This window comes from Cupriavidus sp. FW305-F7 (assembly GCF_058782875.1).
On the sequence record NZ_JBYSYC010000066.1, the window covers coordinates 13,636 to 35,284 of the forward strand.

Consider the following 21,649-nt stretch of genomic DNA (forward strand, 5'->3'; position numbering starts at 1 on the left):
ACCACCCCGCCACCGCCGGCCATCCCGCTCCATGACCGACATCCTCGTCCTGTATTACAGCCGCCACGGCAGCACCCGCAAACTTGCCGAACTGATTGCCAACGGTATTGACAGCGTCCCCGGCGCCCAGGCCCGGCTGCGCACCGTGCCGCCGGTTTCCACCGTGTGCGAGGCAACCGCGTCCGATATCCCGGCCGACGGCCCGCCCTATGCCGAGCTGCGCGACCTGGAGGAATGCGCCGGCCTGGCCCTGGGCAGCCCCACCCGCTTCGGCAACATGGCCGCGCCGATGAAGTACTTCCTGGACGGCACCGTGGCGCAGTGGCTGTCGGGCGCGCTGACCGGCAAGCCGGCCTGCGTGTTCACCGCCACCGGCAGCCTGCACGGCGGGCAGGAAACCACGCTGCTGTCGATGATGCTGCCGCTGCTGCACCACGGCATGCTGATCCTGGGCCTGCCGTATTCCGAGAAGGGCCTGATGACCACGGCCTCCGGTGGCACGCCCTACGGCCCCAGCCACCATGCCCACGGCGACAACCGCGGCCCGGTCACGGAAGACGAATCTGGACTGGCCATCGCCATGGGCCGGCGGCTGGCGCAGACCGCGCTGCGCCTGGCGGGAGACGCGGCATGAGCCCCATCCCCGAGAGCGACCAGGCGCTGCACAGCCCTTGGCTGTACCGGTTCAGCGTGGGCAGCCTGCTGGCGCTGATGGTGCTGTGCATTGCCTGGGAATGGTTCCTGGCGCCGCTGCGCCCCGGGGGGTCGTGGCTGATCATCAAGTTCCTGCCGCTGCTGCTGCCGCTGCGCGGCTTGCTGACGCGCAACCGCTACACCATGCAGTGGTCGTCGATGCTGATCCTGTTGTTCTTCACCGAGGGCATCGTGCGCGCCACCAGCGACCGCGCCCCCTCGTCCACGCTGGCGTGGGTGGAGGTGGCGCTGACGCTGGTGTACTTCACCAGCACCATCCTGTACCTTCGCCCCTACAAGCGCCGCGCCCGGGCGGCCGGCAAGCCAGCCGCGCCCAAGTCCTGACCCCATTCCGCCATCGCCATGACCTCGCCTCAAGACTCCTTCCTCGCACTGTGCCGCGCCGCGCTGGGTGCGCAGCACGTGCTGACCGATGCAGCCGACAAGGCGCCCTACCTGACCGACTGGCGCAAGCGCTATCGCGGCGAGGCGCTGGCGGTGCTGCGCCCCGGCACCACCGAGGAGGTCGCCGAGGTGGTCCATGCCTGCCATGCGCACAAGATCGCCGTGGTGCCGCAAGGCGGTAACACCGGCCTGTGCGGCGGCGCCACGCCGGTGGCCGGGCAGGACCAGGTGGTGGTCTCGCTGCAGCGGCTGCACCGCATCCGCCAGGTGGATCCGCTCAACAACACCATCACGGTCGAGGCCGGCGTGGTGCTGCAGCACCTGCAGGAAGTGGCGCGCGAGCACGGCCGGCTGTTTCCGCTGAGCCTGGCGGCCGAAGGCAGCTGCACCATCGGCGGCAACCTGTCGACCAATGCCGGCGGCACCGCGGTGCTGCGCTACGGCAACACGCGTGAGCTGTGCCTGGGCCTGGAAGTGGTGACGCCGTCGGGCGAGATCTGGCACGGCCTGCGCGGGCTGCGCAAGGACAACACCGGCTACGACCTGCGCGACCTTTTTATCGGCGCCGAAGGCACGCTGGGCATCATCACCGCCGCGGTAATGAAGCTGTTCCCGCTGCCACGCGCCTCGGTCACCGCGCTGGCCGCGGTGCCGAGCCCGCGCGCCGCGCTGGCGCTACTGGCCATCGCGCAATCGCATGCGGGCGCCATGCTGACCGGGTTCGAGCTGATGTCCGCGCTCAGCATGACGCTGGTGACGCGGCACTTCCCGCAGCTGCGCTATCCGTTCGCAGACATCCACCCGCAGCTGGTGCTGCTGGAACTGTCCGACAGCGAAAGCGAAGCCCATGCGCGCGGCATCTTCGAAACCATGATGTCGGCCGCCTTCGATGCCGGCGTGGTCGCCGACGCGGTGGTGGCGGAATCGGTGCAGCAGTCGCGTGATTTCTGGAACCTGCGCGAGCATATCCCGCTGGCGCAGGTGGAAGACGGCAAGAACATCAAGCACGATATCGCCGTGCCGGTGTCGCGTGTGGCGGACTTTATCGAGACCACCGACGCGCTGCTGCAGAACGCCTTCCCCGGCGCACGCATGGTGACCTTCGGCCACCTTGGCGACGGCAACCTGCACTACAACGTGTCGCCGCCGGAAGGCGTCGACCATGACGCCTTCCTGGCCCACCAGGACCAGGTCAACCGCATCGTGCACGACAGCGTGCGCTCGCATAACGGCTCGATTTCCGCCGAGCACGGGCTCGGCCAGCTCAAGCGCGAGGAAAACCGGCTTTACAAGAGCGAGGTCGAGCTGGCCATGATGCGCGCGATCAAGGGCGCACTCGATCCGCAGGGGCTGATGAATCCGGGCAAGGTTATCTGAGCGCGCCGCGCCATCATCGCGCCAGTGCCTCGCGGATAAATGCCGCCACCGCCTCCAGCAACTGGTCGAGATGGCCGCGCAGCACGGCGAAGCCGCGGTGCTGCGCGAGCCTTGCCTCGTCCATATAAAGCGCGCGGTTGATTTCGATCTGCAGGCTGTGGCGGCCGCGCGCCGGGTCGGCATAGGCGCGGATCAGCTCCGCCCCCTTGTACGGCCAGTTGATGCCCACCCGGTAGCCGTAGCCGCGCAGGCACTGTGTCGACCGGCGACGGCACGCGCGTCACCGGCCCTTTCTGCGCCGACGACACGCTGCGCGACTTTGGCGGCTATTTCCAGAGCGTGAACCGCAACAAGCGATCGATCGCAGTCGACCTGAAGACCGACAAGGGCCGCGAGATCGTCCGCAAGCTGATCGACGGTGCCGACATCGTGGTCGAGAACTTCCGCGCCGGCGTGATGGAACGCCTCGGGCTGGCCTATGAAACCCTGCGCGAGACCAATCCGCGGCTGGTCTACGGCACCGTGCGCGGCTTCGGCGATCCGCGCAGCGGCGAGAGCCCCTATGCGCAATGGCCGGCCTATGACGTGGTCTCGCAGGCGATGGGCGGCATGATGGGAATCACCGGCCCGGACCGCGACACCCCGACCAAGATCGGCCCCGGCGTCGGTGACACCGTGCCGGCGCTGATGCTGTGCATCGGCATCCTGGCCGCTGTGCATCGTGTGCGCGAGACCGGCGCAGGCCAGTTCGTCGACGTGGCCATGACCGACGCCGTGCTGGCCATGTGCGAGCGCATCGTCTACCAGACCTCCTACACCGGCACCGTGCCTGCGCCGGATGGCAACCGCCACCCGCTGCTGTGCCCGTTCGGCCTGTTCCGCGCCCGCGATGGCCATGTCTCGATCGCCTGCGCCACCGACGCGTTCTGGGCCAAGCTGGCCCATGCCATCGGCCGCCCCGAGATGGCCACCGACGAGGACTTCGCCACCAACGCCGCGCGTGTGCGCAACGCGCAACAAGTGATCGACGCCATCGAAGCGTTCAGCACCGCGCGCACCAAAGAGGAGATCGCACAGTGCCTGGGCGGCAAGGTGCCGTTCGGTCCGGTCTACACCTCCGCGGAGATCTTCGCGGACCCGCACTACCGCGTGCGCGAAATGCTGGTCGACGTTGAGCAACCGGGCTCGGCCACGCCGGTCAAGATCGCCGGCGTGCCGATCAAGCTCAGCGCCACCCCCGGCGCGGTACGCCAGCGCGCGCCCATGCTTGGCGAGCACACCGACGCGATCCTGCTGGCGGCGGGCTATGGGAAGCAAGAGATCGTGCACATGCGCGCGGCGGGGGCCATCCGGTAGGCCGGTCTACAGGCCCCTCAGGACAGAATGACCAAACCGCTGCAATATCCATGCGTAGCACCATTTGACGCACGAGAGGAGAAATGATGAGCATCAACGGCAAGGCCTATATCGTCGGCGCCTATGAGCACCCGACCCGCAAGGCACCGGACAAGTCGGTGGCGCAGCTGCACGCCGAAAGCGCCAAGGGCGCACTGCAAGACGCGGGCCTGACGCTGGCTGACGTGGACGGCTACTTCTGCGCCGGCGACGCGCCCGGACTGGGCGCGATCAATATGGTCGACTATCTCGGCCTCAAGGTGCGCCATGTCGACTCCACCGACACCGGCGGCTCGGCCTACCTGGTCCATGTCTCGCACGCGGCGCAGGCCATCGCGGCCGGCAAGTGCAACGTGGCCCTGATCACGCTGGCGGGCCGCCCGCGTTCGGAAGGCTCCAGCGGCACCCAGGCGCGCAACTGGGGCGCCAACCTGCCCGACGCGCCGTTCGAGAGCCCCTTCAGCCCGGTCACCGTCAACCTGTACGCGATGGCGGCCATGCGCCATATGCACGAATATGGCACCACTGCCGAGCAGCTCGCCTGGGTCAAGGTGGCCGCGTCGCACCACGCGCAGCACAACCCCCATGCCATGCTGCGCGACGTGGTCACGGTCGAGGACGTGCTGAACTCGCCGATGATTTCCGATCCGCTGCACAAGCTCGACTGCTGCGTGGTATCGGACGGCGGCGGCGCGCTGGTCGTGGCGCGCCCGGAAATCGCCGCCACGCTGCAGAGGCCCAAGGTGAAGATCCGCGGCGCCGGCGAGTACATCAAGGGCCAGCTCGGTGGAGAAGTCGATCTGAGCTGGTCCGGCGCGCGCTTCTCGGGCGCGACGGCGTTCGCCGAAGCGGGCGTCACGCCGGCCGACATCAAGTACGCGTCGATCTACGACAGCTTCACCATCACCGTGCTGATGCAGCTGGAAGACCTGGGCTTCTGCAAGAAAGGCGAAGGCGGCAGGTTCGTCGCCGACGGCAACCTGATCTCCGGCGTCGGCAAGCTGCCCTTCAACACCGACGGCGGCGGCCTGTGCAACAACCATCCGGCCAACCGCGGCGGCATCACCAAGGTCATCGAGGCCGTGCGCCAGCTGCGCGGCGAAGCCCACCCGGCGGTGCAGGTCGCCAACTGCGACCTGGCGCTGGCGCAAGGCACCGGCGGCTACCTGGGCTCGCGCCACGGCAGCGCCACCCTGATCCTTGAACGTGAATAATGCGCGGGAGCAATGACATGACGACCCCACATACCCCCATTGCCTACAAGGCGCCGGACGAGCAGCCCGACAACCTGCCCTTCTGGCAGGCCGCGCGCGAAGGGCAATTGCTGTTCAAGGTCTGCGACGACTGCGGCAAGCCCCACTGGTATCCGCGCGTGCTGTGCCCGTTCTGCATGGGCACCACCTCATGGAAGCCGGCCAGCGGCCGCGGCACGATCTACAGCTTCAGCGTGACGCGCCGCGCAGGTCCCAATCCGTTCTGCATCGCCTACGTCACGCTGGACGAAGGCGTGACCATGATGACCCATATCGTCGACTGCGACCTCGACACGGTGCGGATCGGGCAGAAGGTGCAGGTGAAGTTCTCGCCCAGCGATGGCGGCGCCCCGGTACCGACTTTCACGCTGGCCTGAGGCCGGGCTGAACCTGTCAAGGAGAGCAGCAACATGGATTTCCAGCCCCCGGGCGAATGGGTCGAATTCGGCGGTGCGCTGATCAAAGCCATCGACCGCGAAGTGGCCGCGCTGGTGCATGAGCACCGCGCCCTGCTGGGCAGCGAACGCACTGCCTACGACGAGAGCGGCCGCCGGCTGCTGGATGGCGATACCGCGTTCTGACGGCAACTGCAACATGACAGAGAGGACCACCATGACCCACAACGATCTGCCCGATGCAGGCGTCGCCGCCGCCCCCACTGGCCCGCTTGCGGTGGATGCCGCAGTGGCGCTCGGCGACGTGCCGCGCGTTTTCCATATGCCGCACACCACGCTGGCCGAGAACCTTGAAATCTCGGCCCGGCGCTTCCCCGACAAGGTCGCGGTCCAGTTCTACCACGGCGCCACCACCTATGCCGAACTGCTGGCGCAGGTGGAGCGCATGGCCGGTTACCTGCAGCAGGCATGCGGCGTGCACCGAGGCGACCGCGTGGTGCTGCTCAGCCAGAACAGCCCGCAGTTCATCGTGGCCTACTACGCGATCCTGCGCGCCGATGCCGTGGTGGTGCCGGCCAATGCCATGCTGCTGGAAGACGAGCTACGCCATATCGTCACCGACAGCGACGCGGTGGCCGCGTTTGCCGCAAGCGAGCTGGTCGGGCAGGTGGCACCGCTGGTCGGCACCACGCCGCTGCGCCACGTGATCGTGCATCACTATGGCGATGCCCTGCCCGCGCAGCCCGACGACAGCCTCGCGATTCCGGACTGGGTGCAGCAGCGCTCGTCCGGCTCGGCGTTGCCGGCCGGCGCAGTCCACTGGCAGCAGGCCATGGCCGCCGGCTCCACGCCATCGCCGCGCGCCGCAGGCCTGGACGACCTGTGCATGCTGCCCTACACCTCGGGCACCACCGGGGCGCCCAAGGCCTGCATGCACACGCACCGCACGGTGATGGTGTCGGTGGCGGGTTCGCAGCTATGGCGGCGCTCGCACGCGGAGTCGACCTTCCTGGCGGTGGCGCCGATGTTCCACCTGCTCGGGCTGCAGAACGGCGTCAATGCGCCGGTCTACATGGGCGGCACCATCGTGTTGCTGCCGCGCTGGGACCGGCGCACCGCGGCGCAGCTGGTAGCGCGCCATCGCGTCACGTTCTGGGCGGCGCCGCCGCCGATGCTGGTGGAGTTCTTCGCGCAGCCGGATATCGAGTCATTCGACCTGAGCAGCCTGGCCTGCGTGGTCGGCGGCGGCGCGGCGGTGCCCGACAGCACCGCGCGGGTGATGAAGGAGCGCTACGGGCTGCAGTTTGTCGAAGGCTACGGCCTGACGGAGACCGCCTCGTTCATCATCGCCAACCCTCTCGCCGCACCGCGCACCGGGCACCTGGGCGTGCCGACCTACGGCGTCGACGCGCGCGTCATCGATCCCGCCACGCTGGCCGAAGTGCCGCGCGGCGAGGTCGGCGAGATCGTGGTGCACGGCGCGCAGGTGATGCTGGGCTACTGGAACCAGCCCGCCGCCAATGCCGAGAGCTTTATCACGATCGACGGCAAGCGCTTCTTCCGTACCGGCGACCTTGCCAGCGTCGATGCCGACGGCTACTTCGTCATGCGCGACCGCCTCAAGCGCATGGTCAACGCCTCGGGCTACAAGGTGTGGCCGGCCGAGGTGGAAGCGATCCTGCATACCCACCCTGCGATCCTGGAAGCCTGCGTGATCGCCGCGCGCGATCCGCATCGGGGCGAGACGGTGAAGGCCGTGATCGTGCGGCGTGACGGCGCCGGCGTTTCCGAGGAAGAGTTGCTGGCCTGGTGCCGTACCAGCATGGCGACCTACAAGGCGCCGCGCATCGTGCAGTTTGTCGAGCGCCTGCCGCGCTCCGCCACCGGCAAGATCGCGTGGCGCGAACTGCAGGAGCAGGAGATGCAGGGCGCTCCATTGGCGAACCACAAGGCCTAGCCCAGCCGCAAGTAAAACGGCGCGCCGGTCCGCAAGGTCCGGCGCGCCGTTCTGTTATTGCCGGCCATTGCTGCATGGCCGGTGCATTGCATTCAGGCCGTCAATGCGTCCCTTGCCGGGATTGCGTTGCCGCGCCGGCTGATGGTCCAGGCCGTAAAGGGATCCGCCGCGCTGCGGTGCTGGGTCCAGCGCGTGCTGCAGGTATCGCACTGGTGCTCGCGCGTCTGGCATTGCACGCCGGCGGCCAGGCTGCGCCATTGCATGTCGCCCAGCGGGCGCAAGGCACCGTGGCCATTGGCGCAGCGCGCATCCAGGCGCAGCCGCTCGCAGCGGCGGCACAGCGGCCGCACCGATGCGGCGGGCAGCACCCGCAGCTGCGCGCCAGCCGGTGGCGCCGGCGCCACCGCGGGCAGCACTGCGGCCTGCGCATCTTCCATCTGCGCGGTCATGCCAACGCGGCTGCGCGTGCGGTGCAGCGCCGCCCAGTACAAGGCGCGCACCGCATCGGAGCCGTCGCACGTCGCGGCGGCGCGGCAGCGCTCGGCATGCCGGTGCAGCGGCAGGCCGAACTCGGCGGCCGAGGCAAAGCAGACCACCTGGGCGCGTGGCGAGCCGTCTTCGATCCAGCGCTCGAACAACTGCGCCAGCTGATGGCGGCAGGCGTCGTCATCACCACCGGCCTGGGCGAGCGCCAGACGATGCGCACGCCGGCTCAGCGAGCGCACCTCCTGCCTGAGCTCGCTCAGGACCGGCAACAGGCGTGCGGCCTGCCGTGTCCGCCTTGGCGATGCGATTGCGCGCTGGGTATTGCTCACTTCTGGCTCCGGCTCACTTCGTCTTCCGGCCTGCACTGCGGCCGCTGTGAACCGATTATAGGAGCGCATTTGTGCACCGCAGGAAGGGTGGGCGGCCTACTACCTGATACGGGTGGGGCTCGGGGGCGCCCGCTTTTGGTCTACTTGCAGCCAGTGCAAAAACGCAATCAAGGGCATGGGTGCGTCCCATGCAAACAGGACTGGGCAAGAGGAGAACCACCATGGGTGTACTGAGCGGAATCCGCGTACTGGAATTCGAAGCCATCGGGCCGGGCCCGTTCGGCGCCATGCTGCTGGCCGACATGGGCGCCGACGTGCTGCGCGTCGACCGCCCGGCGGCGCCGGCCGACCTGGGGCCCAAGTCGGCCACCGGCAAGCGCGTGGATATCACCGGACGCGGCCGCCGCTCGGTCACGCTGGACCTGAAGCAGCCACAAGCGCAGCGCGCAGCGCTGGCGCTGGTCGAACGCGCCGACGTGGTGATCGAAGGCTTCCGCCCGGGCACCATGGAACGCCTGGGCCTGGGGCCCGACGCCGCGCTGGCGCTCAACCCCAGGCTGGTCTATGCGCGCATGACCGGCTGGGGACAGACCGGCCCGCTGGCCGACCGTGCCGGCCACGACCTGAACTATGTCGCGCTGTCCGGCGTGTTGTCGGGTATCGGCCGCGCCGGGCAAGCACCAGTGCCGCCGCTGAACCTGGTCGGCGACTATGGCGGCGGCGGCATGCTACTGGCGCTTGGCGTGGTGGCGGCACTGCTCAATGTGCAGCGCGGCGGCAAGGGCCAGGTGGTCGACGCGGCCATGACCGAAGGCGCTGCGCAACTCGGCGCGGTGTTCTGGGGCCTGCTGGCCTCGGGCAACTGGCGCGAAGAGCGCCAGGCCAACGTGCTCGACGGCGGCGCGCCCTGGTATGACAACTACCGCACGCGCGGCGGCAAGTACATGTCGATCGGCCCGGTCGAGGGCCGCTTCTACGCCGAGCTGCTGGACAAGCTGGGCCTTGCCGGCAAGGACCTGCCGGCCCAGTACGACCGCAACGGCTGGCCGGTGCTGCGCGAGCAGTTCGAGGCCGTCTTCCTGACCCGCACGCGCGACGAATGGTGCGCCGTGTTCGAAGGCAGCGATGCCTGCATCGCACCCGTGCTGGAATTCAGCGAAGCCCCCAACCACCCGCATCACCGCGCACGCGGCAGCTTCGTCGAAGTCGCTGGCGTGGTGCAGCCGGCACCGGCGCCGCGCTTCCTCGGTACGCCATCCGAGATCTCCGGGCCCGCGCCGGCGCGTGGCGAGCATGGCGCCGCCGCGCTGCGCGACTGGGGCTTCGATGCCGATGGCGTGGCCCAGTTGCAGGCACAGGGCCTGGGGCTGATGGCAGAGCGCTAAGGGACTGCGCGGTACAACACAATCTCCACCTGGCCGCATCGTCCGGCTGCGTGTTTTGCTCCGGCCTCGTGCCGGAGCATTCTTTTTTTCTGCCCGACTGGCCGGCACCTAGGGCAATCCCGCCCAGCCGATATGGGGGGCATGCAAGGTGCCGGGCATCCTATAACTTCCCACATGCAGCCCTTCTTGCTACGCAGTTTCCTATTCCCTTTCCCGAGGTATCACATCATGCGCATGAAGTCCCTGATCGCGATGGCAGTGATGGCATGGAGCGCCGTCTGCGGTGCCCAGAGCTACCCGTCGCGTCCCATCACCTTTGTCGTTCCGGGCCCGCCCGGCGGCGCCACCGACACCGTGGCGCGCGCGCTGGCCGAGGACATGGGCAAGCGTCTCGGGCAAACCATCATCGTCGACAACAAGCCCGGTGGCGCGGGCGTGATCGCCGTGCAGGCCATTACGCGTGCCGCGCCGGACGGCTACACGATCCTGCTCAGCCACTCTTCGCCGCTGATCAACACGCCGCACCTGTACCGCAACGTGCCGTACGACGTGCGCCGGGACCTGGCCTTCATCACCGAGGTGTCGGTCGGCAAGATCGTGCTGGTGGTGAGCCGGGACGTGCCGGCAAAGAACATGCAGCAGTTTCTCGACTGGGCCGCGAAGAACAAGGGCAAGGTCAGCTACGGCTCCTATGGCGTCGGCACCTTCCCGCACCTGGTCGGCGCGCACCTGAATCAGGTGCGCGGCCTGGACATGGCGCACGTGGCCTACAAGGGTGAGGCACCGATGGCGCAGGACATGATCGCCGGCAACATCGCTTGGGCGATCGGCTCGATGAGCACGCTCGGCCCGCATATCAAGAGCGGCCGGCTGACGGCCCTGGCGGTGATGGGCGACAAGCGCATCAAGGAGCTGCCCGACGTACCGACCATGGCCGAGGCCGGGCTGAAGCAGCAGGAACTGCGCTCGCCAGCCTGGCTTGGCCTGTTCGCGCGCTCCGGCACGCCGGCGGCGGTCCTGTCCAGGCTCGAGACCGAAGCGCGGGCGTCGATCCAGTCGCCGACCATGCGCGCGCGGCTCGATGCGCTGGCCATGGATCCGGTGGGCAACTCGCCGGCGGAGTTCCGGCGCGAATTCGACGCGACCGAGCCCGTGATCGCCCAGATGATCAAGGCCAGCGGCGCCACCGCGGAATAAGGCCAGCGCGCGGCCGGGTGGCCGGTACGGTCAGCCCGGCCGCTGCGCCGCGCTGCGCGCCACCAAGATGGCATCGTAGCGGCGCGACACGTTGAGCTTGGCGTAGATCTGCCGCAGGTTCCACTTGACGGTGTCGACGCTCAGGTTGAGCACCAGCGCAATGCGCTTGTTCGACATCGCCTGCTCCAGCAGCGCCAGGATCTCGCGCTCGCGCGGGGTCAGCAGCCGGCCCTTGCCGACGTCGGCCGGCGGCAGCGTGGCCGGCAACGCAGCCGGCGCGGCGGCGGGCTCCGGACTGTGCTCGGCCGGCCCGGGCGGCGGCGCCGTCATCGCGGCGGCCTCGCACAGGCGCGCCAGGTAAGCCCCGCGCCCCGCCGCGCCACCGTCCTCCCTGCCAGCCATGCCTGCCAGCAAGCCGAAGGTACGTTCGCCTTCATCGAGGAAAGTGCGCACCAGCCCCAGCCGCTCGCCCGCTGCCAGCGCGGCTTCAAGATACGGCGCCGCTTCATCGGGACGATAGAGGTCGTCGAGCGCGGTGGCCTGCAGCAGGTCTACAGTCACAAGCAGCGGTTCCCGGATCGAAGCCACGTACAGGCCGCGCACGGTGCCAAGCGCGGCAAGCGCCAGCGCGGGCTCGCCTTGCGCCAGCGCCAGCCGTGCGCGGCCCAGTGCCGCAACAGCGGCGATTTCCTGGCCGCGCGGTGTATCGCCCGGATCTTGCCGGCCCAGTTCCTCCAGCGAGGCCTGCAGCCGCTGCGCGTGGCGCAGGTCCTTGCCCAGCAGCGCCAGCCGCTGGCGCTCGGCCGCCACGCGCGCCACCCCGCGCGGCAGGCCGCGGCGGTGGAACATGGCTTCGGCTTCCACCAGTTCCGCCAGGGCTTCATGGCGCGCGCCTGCCAGCCATTGCAGCCGCGCATGGCACAGCGCCGCTTCGATCAGCACGTCCGGGGTGCCGGTGCGCAGCGTCTGCAGCCGGCCCGCCAGCACTTGGCTGGCTTCGGCGATGCGGTCCTGCTCGTACAGTGCTGCAGCCACCGCCACCGCGCACAGGCTGGCCGCGATCGAGCGGCGCCCATAGGCATGCTGCGCGGCCGCCAGCACGTCCGTGCCGAGCCGCAGTGTCTCGTAAGCGTTGCCCTCGATCCAGGCCGTCAGCGCCAGCGTGCCGGCACCCATCAGCGCGATCTCGGTGTCGCCGGGCTGCGCCGCGCAGCGGTATGGCGCACGCGAGCGGGGCTGGCAGCCCAGCAGGGTGCCGTAGCGCAACGCCAGGCTCATGCGGATCTGCTCGAGCGCGGGATTGCCCTGCGGCCTGCCCTGCAGGCTGTCGAGCAGCACCTGCACCCGCGCGTGGTCGTCCTGCTGCGCGGCAATGGTCGCGCGCATCATCGTGGCGTGCACCACGGTATCCACGCCGGGCCCGGCACTGGCTTCCCAGCGCCGGATCCAGTGCTCGGCGTGCTGCGGCCGCACCGATACCACGCATGCCCATGCCGAGGCCAGCAGCAGCGCCGGGTGCAACGCCAGCCGCGCGGGTGCAATGCCGTCGGCCCATTGCAGGAAGTCCCGCAGCGGACTGACGCCGGGCAAGTGGGCCGCGGTGGCCTCCACCAGCGCCAGCACACGGCCAAAGTCGCCGCTGCACAGCGCGTGTCCGATCGCCTCCGCCGGCTTGCCGCAACGGTCCAGCCACGCGGACGCAAGCCCGTGCAGCCGCTGCAACTCGGGCAGTCCATGCGGCCCGGGACCCGTGCCGTGCTCCAGTTCATGCAGCAGGTGCGCCCGGAACAACGGGTGGAAGCGGTACCAGCCCTGCCCGCTCCCATCGGCAACCTCATCCGGCTCGGGCGGGGCTGCCTCCAGGAACAGGCTGCGCGCGGCGATCTCGGCAAGGCGCGCGGGTGCCTGCGCGCAGCCGGCCAGCAGCGCGGCCAGCTCAGCATGGATGCGGCGCGGCACCGCGAGACAGCGCATGAAGTCCAGCAACGCCGGCGGCAATCCGGCAGTCACCTCCTCCTGCCAGTAGGCATGCAGGGCGGCAGATTGCGCATGCGGCCACGCCGGTTCCTGGCCCGTGCGCAGCGATGCGGCAACCAGCTCCAGGCCGGCGGGCCAGCCCTCGGTGACTTCCTGCAGCACCACCGCCGTGTCGACCGCGGCTTGCGAGCTCTCCCGGCGCGCGGTGCGCCCTTCCACGCGCTGGCCCACGAAGGCCAGGGTTTCGGCAACGCTGAAGGCCAGCTCGGCGCGGCCGGCTTCGGCCAGTTCTCCGCCGGCGCGCAGCCGGCCCAGGGCCAGCCCGGCCTCGCCGCGCGCCGCGGCGACGATATGCAGGTGCGGCAGGCGCGCGCTCAGCACGCCCTGCAGGAAGGCCAGCGTGGCCGGGTGCCGCAGGCGGTCGAGCCCGTCCAGCATCAGGTAGACCTCGCCCGGCACGCCGTCCAGCAGCGCGACGAACGCGGGCAGCAACGCGGTGGGGTGCGCCGGGTCGAAGCCGAACTCCGGGCCGGGCCGGCACACGCGGATGCCAGCCTGTCGCAGGCTGGCATCGAGGCTGGCGCAGAACTGTCCCAGGTCGTCGTCCTCCGGCGCGAGCGTGAGCCAGGCCACGCGCGCGCCGCCGGCCAGCAGGCGGTGGCGCCATTGCGCCATGACGGTGGTCTTGCCATAGCCGGCAGGCGCAGTCAGCAATACCAGCCGGCCATGCCTGGCGTCGTGCAGGCGCTGCAGCAGGATCTCGCGCGCGATCGCGCGCCGGTTCTGGCGCGGCGGCACGAGGCGGGTCGCGACGGCAGCATGTATGGTTTCCATGGGCGTCCAGCGGTGCGCAATTGAAGCGGGACAAAGGGACGAAGCGGCAAGACAATGAAGGGGCGAAGGCGTGCAGGCATGAAAAGGCACGCGCTTCGCCGGCGGGCTTGCCGCTGCGCGAATATAAGGCGACGCCTTGTGGCCGGACACCCGGCAAACCCTTCCCCACCTGTTCCGGGTGGCCTGCGGGTGCTGTGCGCGTCTCACCCTGGCCACCCGGACAGCTGGCCAGGCGTGGCTTGGCCGCCGCGCCGCGTCTGCCAGTACAATCGCGACAACGTGCCGCCTTTGCCCGGCATCGCGCTGCCTCGCCCGCATTTCCTCCGCACCTCACCTGCACCGTCCTGCCTCGCCCATGCCCCAGACGCCAGCCAATCCGCCAGCCGCTCCCCGTAGCCAGCCCGCCGCGCCAGTCTCGCAGCCGTCCCGCCCGGCCTCGCTGCGCAGCGCGGCGCGCGTGGTCGCGCGCGAGCGCCTGCTGGCGCAGTTGACCGAGGCGCGGCGCCGGCGCTGCATCGTGCTGCAGGGCCCGGCCGGCTACGGCAAGACCGCGCTGCTGACCGCATGGCGGCTGGACCTGCTGGCGCTCGGCTTTGACATGGCCGCGCTGACGCTGGAGCCGGCCGACAACGAGCGCCAGCGCTGGCTGGACCGCCTGCTCGGCTGCCTGTCCGAGGTCAGCCCCGCGCTGACGCGCGAAGCCATGATGCTGGCCGACCGCGGCACGGACGACGAAGCCGTCGAGCGCGCCATCATCGCGCTGGTGCGCGGCATTGCTGCCCACCCGCGCGACGTGACGCTGGTGCTCGACGACATGCACCACCTGACGGCGCCGCGCGTGCTGGAGCCGCTGCAGTGGCTGCTCGACTATGCCCCGGCCAATTTCCATGTGGTGCTGGCCTCGCGCGTGGCGCTGCCACTGTCGCTCGGGCGCCTGCGCGACCAGGGCATGCTGCTGGAGCTGGACCAGCGCGACCTGCGCTTCACGCTTGCTGAATCGCAGCATTTCCTGCGCGCCCAGCTGGGCGAGATCAGCCCGCGCGATGCGCGCATGCTGCACGAGCTGACCGACGGCTGGGTGGCCGGCCTGCAGCTCTTTGCCGCGCACTGGAAACGCAAGAAGGCCAACGCCAGCGGCCTCACCTTTGCCACCGGCTTCGTGCAGGCCAGCGTGCAGGATGCTGGCGCCTTCGCCGAGTATTTCGAACGCGAGGTGCTGTCGCGCCTGGCGCCGGACGAAGCCGAGCTGCTGGTGCGTGCCGCCGCGTGCGAACGCTTCACCGCGTCGCTGTGCGAGGCCCTGGGCGAGCAGGCGCTGGGTGAAGGCGAGATTCTGGCGCTGCTGGCGCGGCTGGAACAGGAGAACCTCTTCATTACCCCGGCGCAGGGCCCCGAGCGCGAATCCTGGTACCGGCTGCATCCGCTGCTGCGCGAAACCCTGGCCCAGCGTTTCCGCTCGCGCAGCGAGGCCCAGCAGCGCGCCGTGCACGCGGCGGCGTGGCGCTGGTTCCGCGACCATCGCATGCTGGAAGAAGCCGTGCGCCACGCGGTTCTGGCCGGCGATGCCGACACCGCCGCCGACCTGGTGCAGCGCTTTGCCGACACCCTGATCATGCGCGGCGAGGTGCGCAAGGCGCTCGGGCTGCTGCGCACCATCCCCGCCGACCAGGTGCAGTCGCGCCCCGAACTGCGCCTGCTGGCACTGCGCACACAGATGTTCTCGCGCGACCTGGACGCGTGCGCCGCGGCCGCGGACCGGCTCGAAGCCGACATCCCGCCGGGCGACGCCTCGCTGCGCTACCGGCTGGCGCTGCTGCGCTTTTCCCTGGTGCTGCTGCGCGACGACAGCCAGGGCGCGCTGGCGCTGCTGCCGCAGATCGAGAGCGCGCCCGCCGACATGCCGGCGCTGTTTATCGGCTCGCGCAACAACCTGCTGTCGTGGCTCTATATGCACCTGGGCGACTACGAGCGCGCCCGCCGCATCCAGACCGAGGCACCGCCGCTGGTGATCGACGGCGTGCCGCTGCTGGGCACCGCCAGCGGCATGCTCAACGGGCGCTGCATGATCGGCTTCAGCCATGCGCTGGAAGGCAACATGATCCAGGCCGAGCGCGTCGCCCGCGACGTGCTGCGCGAAGTCGAGCAAGCGGGCCACGGCGGCGCCGGCGCCGAGCCGGAGTACTTTGCCGCAGCCCTGCTGGGCGAGGCGCTGTATGAGCAGAACGACCTGGAGGCCGCGCGCCGGCTGCTGGAAGACCGGGTCGACGTGCTCGAACGGGTATCGATCCCCGACTCGGTGCTGCGGGTGCACACCGTGCTGGCAGCCGCGCACTGGATCTGCGGCCACCGGCTCGATGCCTTCGCGCAGCTGGAGCGGCTGGAAGACTACGGCACGCAACTGCGCCTGGACCGGCTGGTGGCGCAGAGCCTGGCCAACCAGATCCGGCTGCACCTGGCCAGCGGCGACATCGCTGCCGCCGAGGCGGCGCTGGCGCGCCTGGACGCCATTGCCGCGCGCCATCGCAACGCGCCGCGCGGCTCGCTGGACGCCATCCACATGGTGAACGAGCGCGCCCACCTGCTGCTCAGCCTGGCGCATGACGACATGTGCGGGGCCGAGGCCCGCACCGCAGCGCTGATCGCGTACTGCGAGGCGCGCGGCTGGCAACGCCACGTGGCGCAGATGCACATGCTGGCGGCCGTGGTGGCATCGCGCCGCGGCGACGCCGAGGCGGCACGCGCGCATGTACTGGAAGGGTTGCGCCGGGGCCACCGGCTCGGCCTGATGCGTAGCGTGATCGATGCCTGCCCCGGCGCACTCGGCCAGATCGTGCGCGTGGCCGCGAACACCACGCTGGACCCGGTGCTGGCCTTCTATGTCGAACGGCTGCAGGCCACCGTGCCGCCGCGAGCCACAGAAGCCGGCACCGCCGCGGCTGCCGCGCCCGCCGGCAGCCCGGCCAGGGCCGATGCGCGCTTTGAGCAACTGAGCGACCGCGAAGCCGATGTCGTGCGCCTGCTCGGCCAGGCCCTGCCCAACAAGAAGATCGCACGTAGCCTGGGTCTGTCGCCGGAGACGGTGAAATGGCACTTGCGCAACATCTTCCGCAAGCTGGGCGTCAGCAGCCGCGACGAGGCCGTGGCCCGCGCCCGCGACCGCGAGCTGGACCAGGCCGGCGGCGCCCAGCCGCCTGACGTGCCGCACTGACGGCGCGGCCGCCCCCTCTCCCCCTCTCCCTCCCCCCAAGGCCGCGCGACCCAAGCACGGCCCCCTCTTTGCTGTCTCCGGCCACCTGATGCGGGTGGTGTTCGCGGCCCCCTCCTCCCCGGTACCTTAGCGCCATACCAACGGCCGCATTGCTGGGCTGAGGCTACCTCCCGCAGACCGACATCCGGAGTACTCAATGGAAATCAACCGCAGCATCTATCGTGACGACCACGAGATGTTCCGCACCACCGTGCGCCGCTTCCTGGAACGCGAATGCCTGCCCAGGCAAGCCGAATGGGACAAAGCCGGCAAGGTCGACCGCGAGACCTGGCTCAAGGCCGGCCGCGAAGGCCTGCTGTGCGTGACGCTGCCGACCGAGTACGGCGGTGGCGGCGGTGACTTTGGCCATTCCGCGATCTATGCCGAAGAGTATGCCCGCGCCGGCCTGAGCGGGGTCGGCTTCGGCGTGCACTCCGACATCATCGCGCCGTATATCGCCCGCATCGGCAACGAGGAACAGAAGCAGCGCTGGCTGCCCAAGGTCTGCTCCGGCGAGAGCATCCTGGCCATCGGCATGACCGAGCCGGGCACCGGCAGCGACCTCAAGGCGATCCGCACCACCGCCATCCGCGATGGCGACGAGTACGTGATCAACGGCAGCAAGACCTTCATCAGCAACGGCCTGAACGCCGACCTGATCATCATGGTCTGCAAGACCGACCCGGCCGCCGGCGCGCGCGGCGTCAGCCTGATCGTGGTGGAAGCCGACCGCGAGGGCTTCCGCCGCGGCCGCAAGCTGGACAAGGTCGGCCAGCACGCGCAGGACACCGCCGAGTTGTTCTTCGACAACGTGCGCGTGCCGGTGGCAAACCTGCTGGGCGAGGAAGGCAAGGGCTTTGGCTACCTGATGGCCGAGCTGCCGCAGGAGCGCCTGTCAATCGCGGTCAGCGCCGCCGCCAAGCTGGAGGTCTGCCTGGAACACACGCTGGCCTACGTCAAGGACCGCAAGGCCTTCAACCAGACCGTCTGGGACTTCCAGAACACCAAGTTCAAGCTGGCCGACATCAAGACGCAGGCGATCTCAGTGCGGCTGCTGGTCGACCACTACCTCGGCGAGCACATCCGCCGCCGCCTGACGCTGGAAGAAGCGGCCATCGCCAAGCTCCATGCGACCGAAGTGCTGGGCACCGCTCTGGACCAGATGGTGCAACTGCACGGCGGCTACGGCTACATGATGGAGTACCCGGTGGCGCGCGCCTTTGCCGACATGCGCGTGACCCGCATCTACGGCGGCACCAGCGAAGTGATGCGCGATCTGATCGCGCGCAAGCTGTAAGCACTGATCCCAAGACAAACACTCATCGGAGCACACACATGACTCGCAAGGTTTTCGTCGCCGGCGCCGGCATGATCCCGTTCAAGAAGCCGGGCAGCAGCGACACCTATGACGTGATGGGCGCAACCGCCGTGCGCCAGGCGCTGGAAGACGCCGGCCTCGGCTATGAGGACGTGCAGCAGGCCTACGCCGGCTACGTGTACGGCGACTCGACCTGCGGCCAGAAGGCGCTGTACCAGGTCGGCATGACCGGCATCCCTGTCATCAACGTGAACAACAACTGCGCCACCGGCTCGTCGGCGCTGTTCCTGGCGCGCCAGGCGGTGCAGAGCGGCGCGGTGGACTGCGCGCTCGCTGTCGGCTTCGAATTCATGCAGCCCGGCGCGCTAAAGTCGCGCTGGGACGACCGCGCCCCGGCGCTGGAGCGCGCCATCGGCCTGGTGGACGAACTGGTCGACCGCAAGGACCTACCCAATGCCATCCGCCAGTTCTCGGGCGCCGGCAAGGCCCATATGGAAAAGTACGGCACGAAGCTCGAAACCTTCGCCAGGATCCGCGCCAAGGCCAGCCGCCACGCCGCCAACAACCCGCTGGCCGTGTTCCGCAACGTGCTGACCACCGAGGACGTGCTGGCCGCGCCGGCGCTGTGGGAAGGCGTGCTGACGCGCCTGATGGCCTGCCCGCCAACCTGCGGCGCCGCCGCCGCCATCGTGGTGTCGGAGGAATTCGCCCGCAAGAAGGGCCTGAAGACTGACGTGCTGATCGCTGGCCAGTCGCTGACCACCGACCGCCCCAGCGCCTACGACGCACGCGACATGATCCGCGTGGTCGGCTTCGACATGACGCGCGAAGGCTCGCAGCAGGTGTATGAGCAGGCCGGCGTCGGCCCGCAGGACATCGACGTGATCGAACTGCATGACTGCTTCGCGCAGAACGAGCTGCTGACCTATGAAGGCCTCGGCCTGTGCCCGGAAGGCGGCGCCGAGAAGCTGGTCAACGACGGCGACAACACCTACGGCGGCAAGTGGGTGGTCAACCCGTCGGGCGGCCTGCTGTCCAAGGGCCACCCGCTGGGCGCCACCGGCCTGGCGCAATGCTACGAGATGGTCCAGCAGTTGCGCGGCACCGCCGACCAGCGCCAGGTCGAAGGCGCACGCCTGGCCCTGACGCACAACCTCGGCCTGGGCGGCGCCTGCGTGGTCACGCTGTACCAGAAGCACGCCTGAGCACACCCCGACACAGGAGCCCATCCATGATCGACAAGAAACATATCGGCCGGGTGATTGCGGACTTCCGCACCTCCGCGCCGGCCAGCCAGCTGCGCTTTTTCGCCAAGGCCACCGGCCAGACCGACCCGGTCTATATCGACGAGGCCGCCGCGCGCGACGCCGGCCACCCGGGCCTGCCGCTGCCGCCGACCTTCCTGTTCTCGCTCGAACTGACGCAGCCGCCCAGCGCCTGGCGCCAGGAACTCGGCATCCGGCCGGACCGCATCCTGCACGGCGAGCAGTCCTTCGACTACCACTGTATGGCCTATGCGGGCGACACGCTGCACTTCAAGACCACCATCACCGACATCTACGACAAGAAGGGGGGCGCGCTGGAGTTCGTGGTGCGCGAGACGCGCGTCGCCAACCAGGACGGCGAGCACGTGGCGGACCTGCGCAGCGTGCTGGTGCATCGCAACGGCTGAACCGGAGAACTCCCATGAGCAAACTGAGCTTCGACCAGGTCAAGGTGGGCGACACCCTGCCGCCGCTGACGCTGGAACCGATCAATCGCACCACGCTGGCGCTGTTTGCCGGCGCCTCGAACGATCACAACGCCATCCACATCGACACCGACTACGCCCGCAAGGCCGGCATGCCCGACGTGTTTGCCCACGGCATGCTGTCGATGGCCTACCTGGGCCGCCTGCTGACGCAGTGGGTGGACCAGCGCCAGCTGCGCCAGTTCGGCGTGCGCTTTGTCGGCATCACGCACCTGGGCCATCGCATCACCTGCACCGGCCGCGTGGTGGAGAAGCTGGAAGTCGACGGCGAGAAACGCGTCAGGCTGGAAATCCAGACCGCCAACCAGTATGGCGAAAGCAAGATCCTCGGCGACGCCATCGTTGCCCTGTAAATCCAATCAAGCACAAGGAGTCTGAAATGGGAGCACTTGAAGGCAAGGTGGCACTGGTCACCGGTTCGGGCCGCGGCATCGGCAACGCCATCGCCATGCGGCTGGCACGCGAAGGCGCACGCCTGGTCATCAATGACCTGGACGCCGAGCCGGCGCAACAGACCGTCGAAGAACTGAAGGCAATGGGCGTCGAAGCCGTGGCCTGCGTGGGCAACGTGTCCGCACCGGACTTTGCCGATCGCTTCATCAACACGGCGATGAGCAATTTCAAGTGCATCGACATCATCGTCAACAACGCCGGCTTCACCTGGGACGACGTGGTGCAAAAGATGAGCGACGAGCAGTGGTACGCCATTCTGGACTGCCATATGACCGCGCCCTTCCGCATCCTGCGCGCCGCCTACCCGCATATTAAGGCACTGGCCGCCGCCGACAAGGAAGCCGGCCGCGAGGTGTACCGCAAGATCGTCAATATCTCGTCGACCTCGGGCCTGAACGGCAATGCCGGCCAGATCAACTACTCCGGCGCCAAGGCCGGCGTGATCGGCATGACCCGCGCCATGGCGCGCGAGTGGGGCCGCTTCAACGTCAACGTGAATGCGGTGGCGTTCGGCCTGATCCACACCCGCATGACCTCGGCCGACGCCAAGGCCGGCGCCACGGTCAACATCGAAGGCCGTGAGATCCGCGTGGGCCTGAACCCGGAAGCGCTGAAGACGCACGCCCAGCGCAACCCGCTCGGCCGCGGGGGCACCCCGGAAGAAGCCGCGGGCGGCGTGTACCTGTTCTGCTCGCCGGATTCCAACTACATCACCGGCCAGGTGATCGCGGTCGCCGGCAACGTGCAGTAAATCCAGCCGCACCGAAGCGGGGGCTCGCATTGGCGAGCCCCCGTTTTTTTGCTTCGCCAACCGCCTCCCCACCTCAAGTCAATAGGGACTCTCCTCCAGCCATCATCCGTGCGGCACGGCAACACCCAGACCCCGATTCACTCCTTTTAGGAGGGGGCCTGACACCACGCACAAAGGTCTAATGGAACAGAGCCGGGCGTAGCAACCGGCCAGCGCCTTCCATAAAAACCGACAGGAGACGACTTAGCATGAAGAAATCGCTTATCACGCTGGCTGTACTTGGCGCGGCCGCAGGCAGCGCCAATGCACAGTCCGGCGTGACGCTGTATGGGGTCATCGACGGATCGATCGAGTATTTGACATCCTCCCGGTCCTCAGCCTTCGGCTGCCGCCTTACGGCGGAAAGGACGAGGATTCCTACGGCGCTACGTGATGCTCTACGTAGTC

20 protein-coding genes are annotated in these 21,649 nt (G+C 69.0%); 17 read left to right on the forward strand and 3 right to left on the reverse strand.

The genetic code is table 11. The features are described from left to right. Positions 1 to 31 precede the first annotated feature (31 nt). The 3 genes from wrbA to AC3WL8_RS36445 are packed head-to-tail and all read left to right on the forward strand — an operon-like array spanning position 32 to position 2,475. Positions 32 to 634: an NAD(P)H:quinone oxidoreductase gene (wrbA, locus tag AC3WL8_RS36435; RefSeq protein WP_013956294.1), complete on the forward strand. Its 603-nt coding sequence runs from the start codon at positions 32 to 34 to the stop codon at positions 632 to 634. Beyond that, entirely contained in the window at positions 631 to 1,038 is a 408-nt protein-coding gene (locus AC3WL8_RS36440) for a DUF2069 domain-containing protein (RefSeq protein ID WP_013956293.1), read from the forward strand. Before wrbA ends, AC3WL8_RS36440 begins: the two co-directional genes overlap by 4 nt. Positions 1,039 to 1,056: 18 nt before the next feature. Next, complete coding sequence (locus AC3WL8_RS36445) at positions 1,057 to 2,475, forward strand: FAD-binding oxidoreductase (RefSeq protein ID WP_153956398.1); 1,419 nt, start codon at positions 1,057 to 1,059, stop codon at positions 2,473 to 2,475. 13 nt (positions 2,476 to 2,488) lie between these two features. Here AC3WL8_RS36445 and AC3WL8_RS36450 read toward each other — a convergent pair whose 3' ends face one another. Further along, positions 2,489 to 2,704, reverse strand: a complete 216-nt coding sequence (locus AC3WL8_RS36450; protein ID WP_013956291.1) for an N-formylglutamate amidohydrolase — start codon at positions 2,702 to 2,704, stop codon at positions 2,489 to 2,491. A gap of 26 nt (positions 2,705 to 2,730) precedes the next feature. Here AC3WL8_RS36450 and AC3WL8_RS36455 point away from each other — a divergent pair, with 26 nt between their 5' ends. The 5 genes from AC3WL8_RS36455 (at position 2,731) to AC3WL8_RS36475 (ending at position 7,475) form a co-directional block, all read left to right on the forward strand. Next, the gene (locus AC3WL8_RS36455; protein WP_211980957.1) at positions 2,731 to 3,831 is read left to right on the forward strand and encodes a CaiB/BaiF CoA transferase family protein; all 1,101 of its coding nucleotides are present in this window, start codon (positions 2,731 to 2,733) and stop codon (positions 3,829 to 3,831) included. An 86-nt stretch (positions 3,832 to 3,917) separates the two neighbouring features. Further along, on the forward strand, positions 3,918 to 5,084 hold the full coding sequence (locus tag AC3WL8_RS36460) for a thiolase family protein (protein WP_211982136.1): 1,167 nt from the start codon (positions 3,918 to 3,920) through the stop codon (positions 5,082 to 5,084). 17 nt (positions 5,085 to 5,101) lie between these two features. Next, entirely contained in the window at positions 5,102 to 5,500 is a 399-nt protein-coding gene (locus tag AC3WL8_RS36465; protein ID WP_013956288.1) for a Zn-ribbon domain-containing OB-fold protein, read from the forward strand. Between the two features lie 33 nt (positions 5,501 to 5,533). Then, positions 5,534 to 5,704, forward strand: a complete 171-nt coding sequence (locus AC3WL8_RS36470; protein WP_193351053.1) for a hypothetical protein — start codon at positions 5,534 to 5,536, stop codon at positions 5,702 to 5,704. A gap of 31 nt (positions 5,705 to 5,735) precedes the next feature. Then, positions 5,736 to 7,475, forward strand: a complete 1,740-nt coding sequence (locus AC3WL8_RS36475; protein WP_211980956.1) for a long-chain fatty acid--CoA ligase — start codon at positions 5,736 to 5,738, stop codon at positions 7,473 to 7,475. Between the two features lie 92 nt (positions 7,476 to 7,567). Here AC3WL8_RS36475 and AC3WL8_RS36480 read toward each other — a convergent pair whose 3' ends face one another. Beyond that, on the reverse strand, positions 7,568 to 8,290 hold the full coding sequence (locus tag AC3WL8_RS36480) for a hypothetical protein (RefSeq protein WP_013956286.1): 723 nt from the start codon (positions 8,288 to 8,290) through the stop codon (positions 7,568 to 7,570). 221 nt (positions 8,291 to 8,511) lie between these two features. On the opposite strand from AC3WL8_RS36480, the gene AC3WL8_RS36485 reads away from it, so the two are divergent. After that, positions 8,512 to 9,675: a CaiB/BaiF CoA transferase family protein gene (locus tag AC3WL8_RS36485; protein WP_492379905.1), complete on the forward strand. Its 1,164-nt coding sequence runs from the start codon at positions 8,512 to 8,514 to the stop codon at positions 9,673 to 9,675. Between the two features lie 228 nt (positions 9,676 to 9,903). After that, positions 9,904 to 10,872, forward strand: a complete 969-nt coding sequence (locus tag AC3WL8_RS36490) for a Bug family tripartite tricarboxylate transporter substrate binding protein (protein ID WP_013956284.1) — start codon at positions 9,904 to 9,906, stop codon at positions 10,870 to 10,872. Positions 10,873 to 10,902: 30 nt separating this feature from the next. Here the strand turns inward: AC3WL8_RS36490 and AC3WL8_RS36495 are convergent, their stop codons facing one another. Next, positions 10,903 to 13,683 carry a winged helix-turn-helix domain-containing protein gene (locus AC3WL8_RS36495; RefSeq protein ID WP_013956283.1) on the reverse strand — a complete coding sequence of 927 codons (2,781 nt, stop codon included), beginning with the start codon at positions 13,681 to 13,683 and terminating at the stop codon, positions 10,903 to 10,905. A 355-nt stretch (positions 13,684 to 14,038) separates the two neighbouring features. Between AC3WL8_RS36495 and AC3WL8_RS36500 the strand changes: the two genes are divergently transcribed. The 7 genes from AC3WL8_RS36500 to AC3WL8_RS36530 form a co-directional block, all read left to right on the forward strand. Beyond that, the gene (locus AC3WL8_RS36500) at positions 14,039 to 16,891 is read left to right on the forward strand and encodes a winged helix-turn-helix domain-containing protein (RefSeq protein ID WP_153956400.1); all 2,853 of its coding nucleotides are present in this window, start codon (positions 14,039 to 14,041) and stop codon (positions 16,889 to 16,891) included. 196 nt (positions 16,892 to 17,087) lie between these two features. Further along, the gene (locus AC3WL8_RS36505) at positions 17,088 to 18,227 is read left to right on the forward strand and encodes an acyl-CoA dehydrogenase family protein (RefSeq protein ID WP_013956281.1); all 1,140 of its coding nucleotides are present in this window, start codon (positions 17,088 to 17,090) and stop codon (positions 18,225 to 18,227) included. Between the two features lie 38 nt (positions 18,228 to 18,265). Next, positions 18,266 to 19,453 (forward strand): lipid-transfer protein, encoded by a 1,188-nt coding sequence (locus AC3WL8_RS36510; RefSeq protein WP_013956280.1) that lies wholly within the window; start codon positions 18,266 to 18,268, stop codon positions 19,451 to 19,453. 26 nt (positions 19,454 to 19,479) lie between these two features. Further along, the gene (locus tag AC3WL8_RS36515; protein ID WP_013956279.1) at positions 19,480 to 19,920 is read left to right on the forward strand and encodes a MaoC family dehydratase N-terminal domain-containing protein; all 441 of its coding nucleotides are present in this window, start codon (positions 19,480 to 19,482) and stop codon (positions 19,918 to 19,920) included. A gap of 14 nt (positions 19,921 to 19,934) precedes the next feature. Continuing rightward, positions 19,935 to 20,351 carry a MaoC family dehydratase gene (locus AC3WL8_RS36520; RefSeq protein WP_013956278.1) on the forward strand — a complete coding sequence of 139 codons (417 nt, stop codon included), beginning with the start codon at positions 19,935 to 19,937 and terminating at the stop codon, positions 20,349 to 20,351. Positions 20,352 to 20,377: 26 nt separating this feature from the next. Beyond that, positions 20,378 to 21,202, forward strand: a complete 825-nt coding sequence (locus AC3WL8_RS36525; RefSeq protein WP_013956277.1) for an SDR family NAD(P)-dependent oxidoreductase — start codon at positions 20,378 to 20,380, stop codon at positions 21,200 to 21,202. A gap of 248 nt (positions 21,203 to 21,450) precedes the next feature. Continuing rightward, on the forward strand, positions 21,451 to 21,649 hold a 199-nt coding region (locus tag AC3WL8_RS36530; RefSeq protein WP_492379906.1), incomplete at its 3' end, for a porin.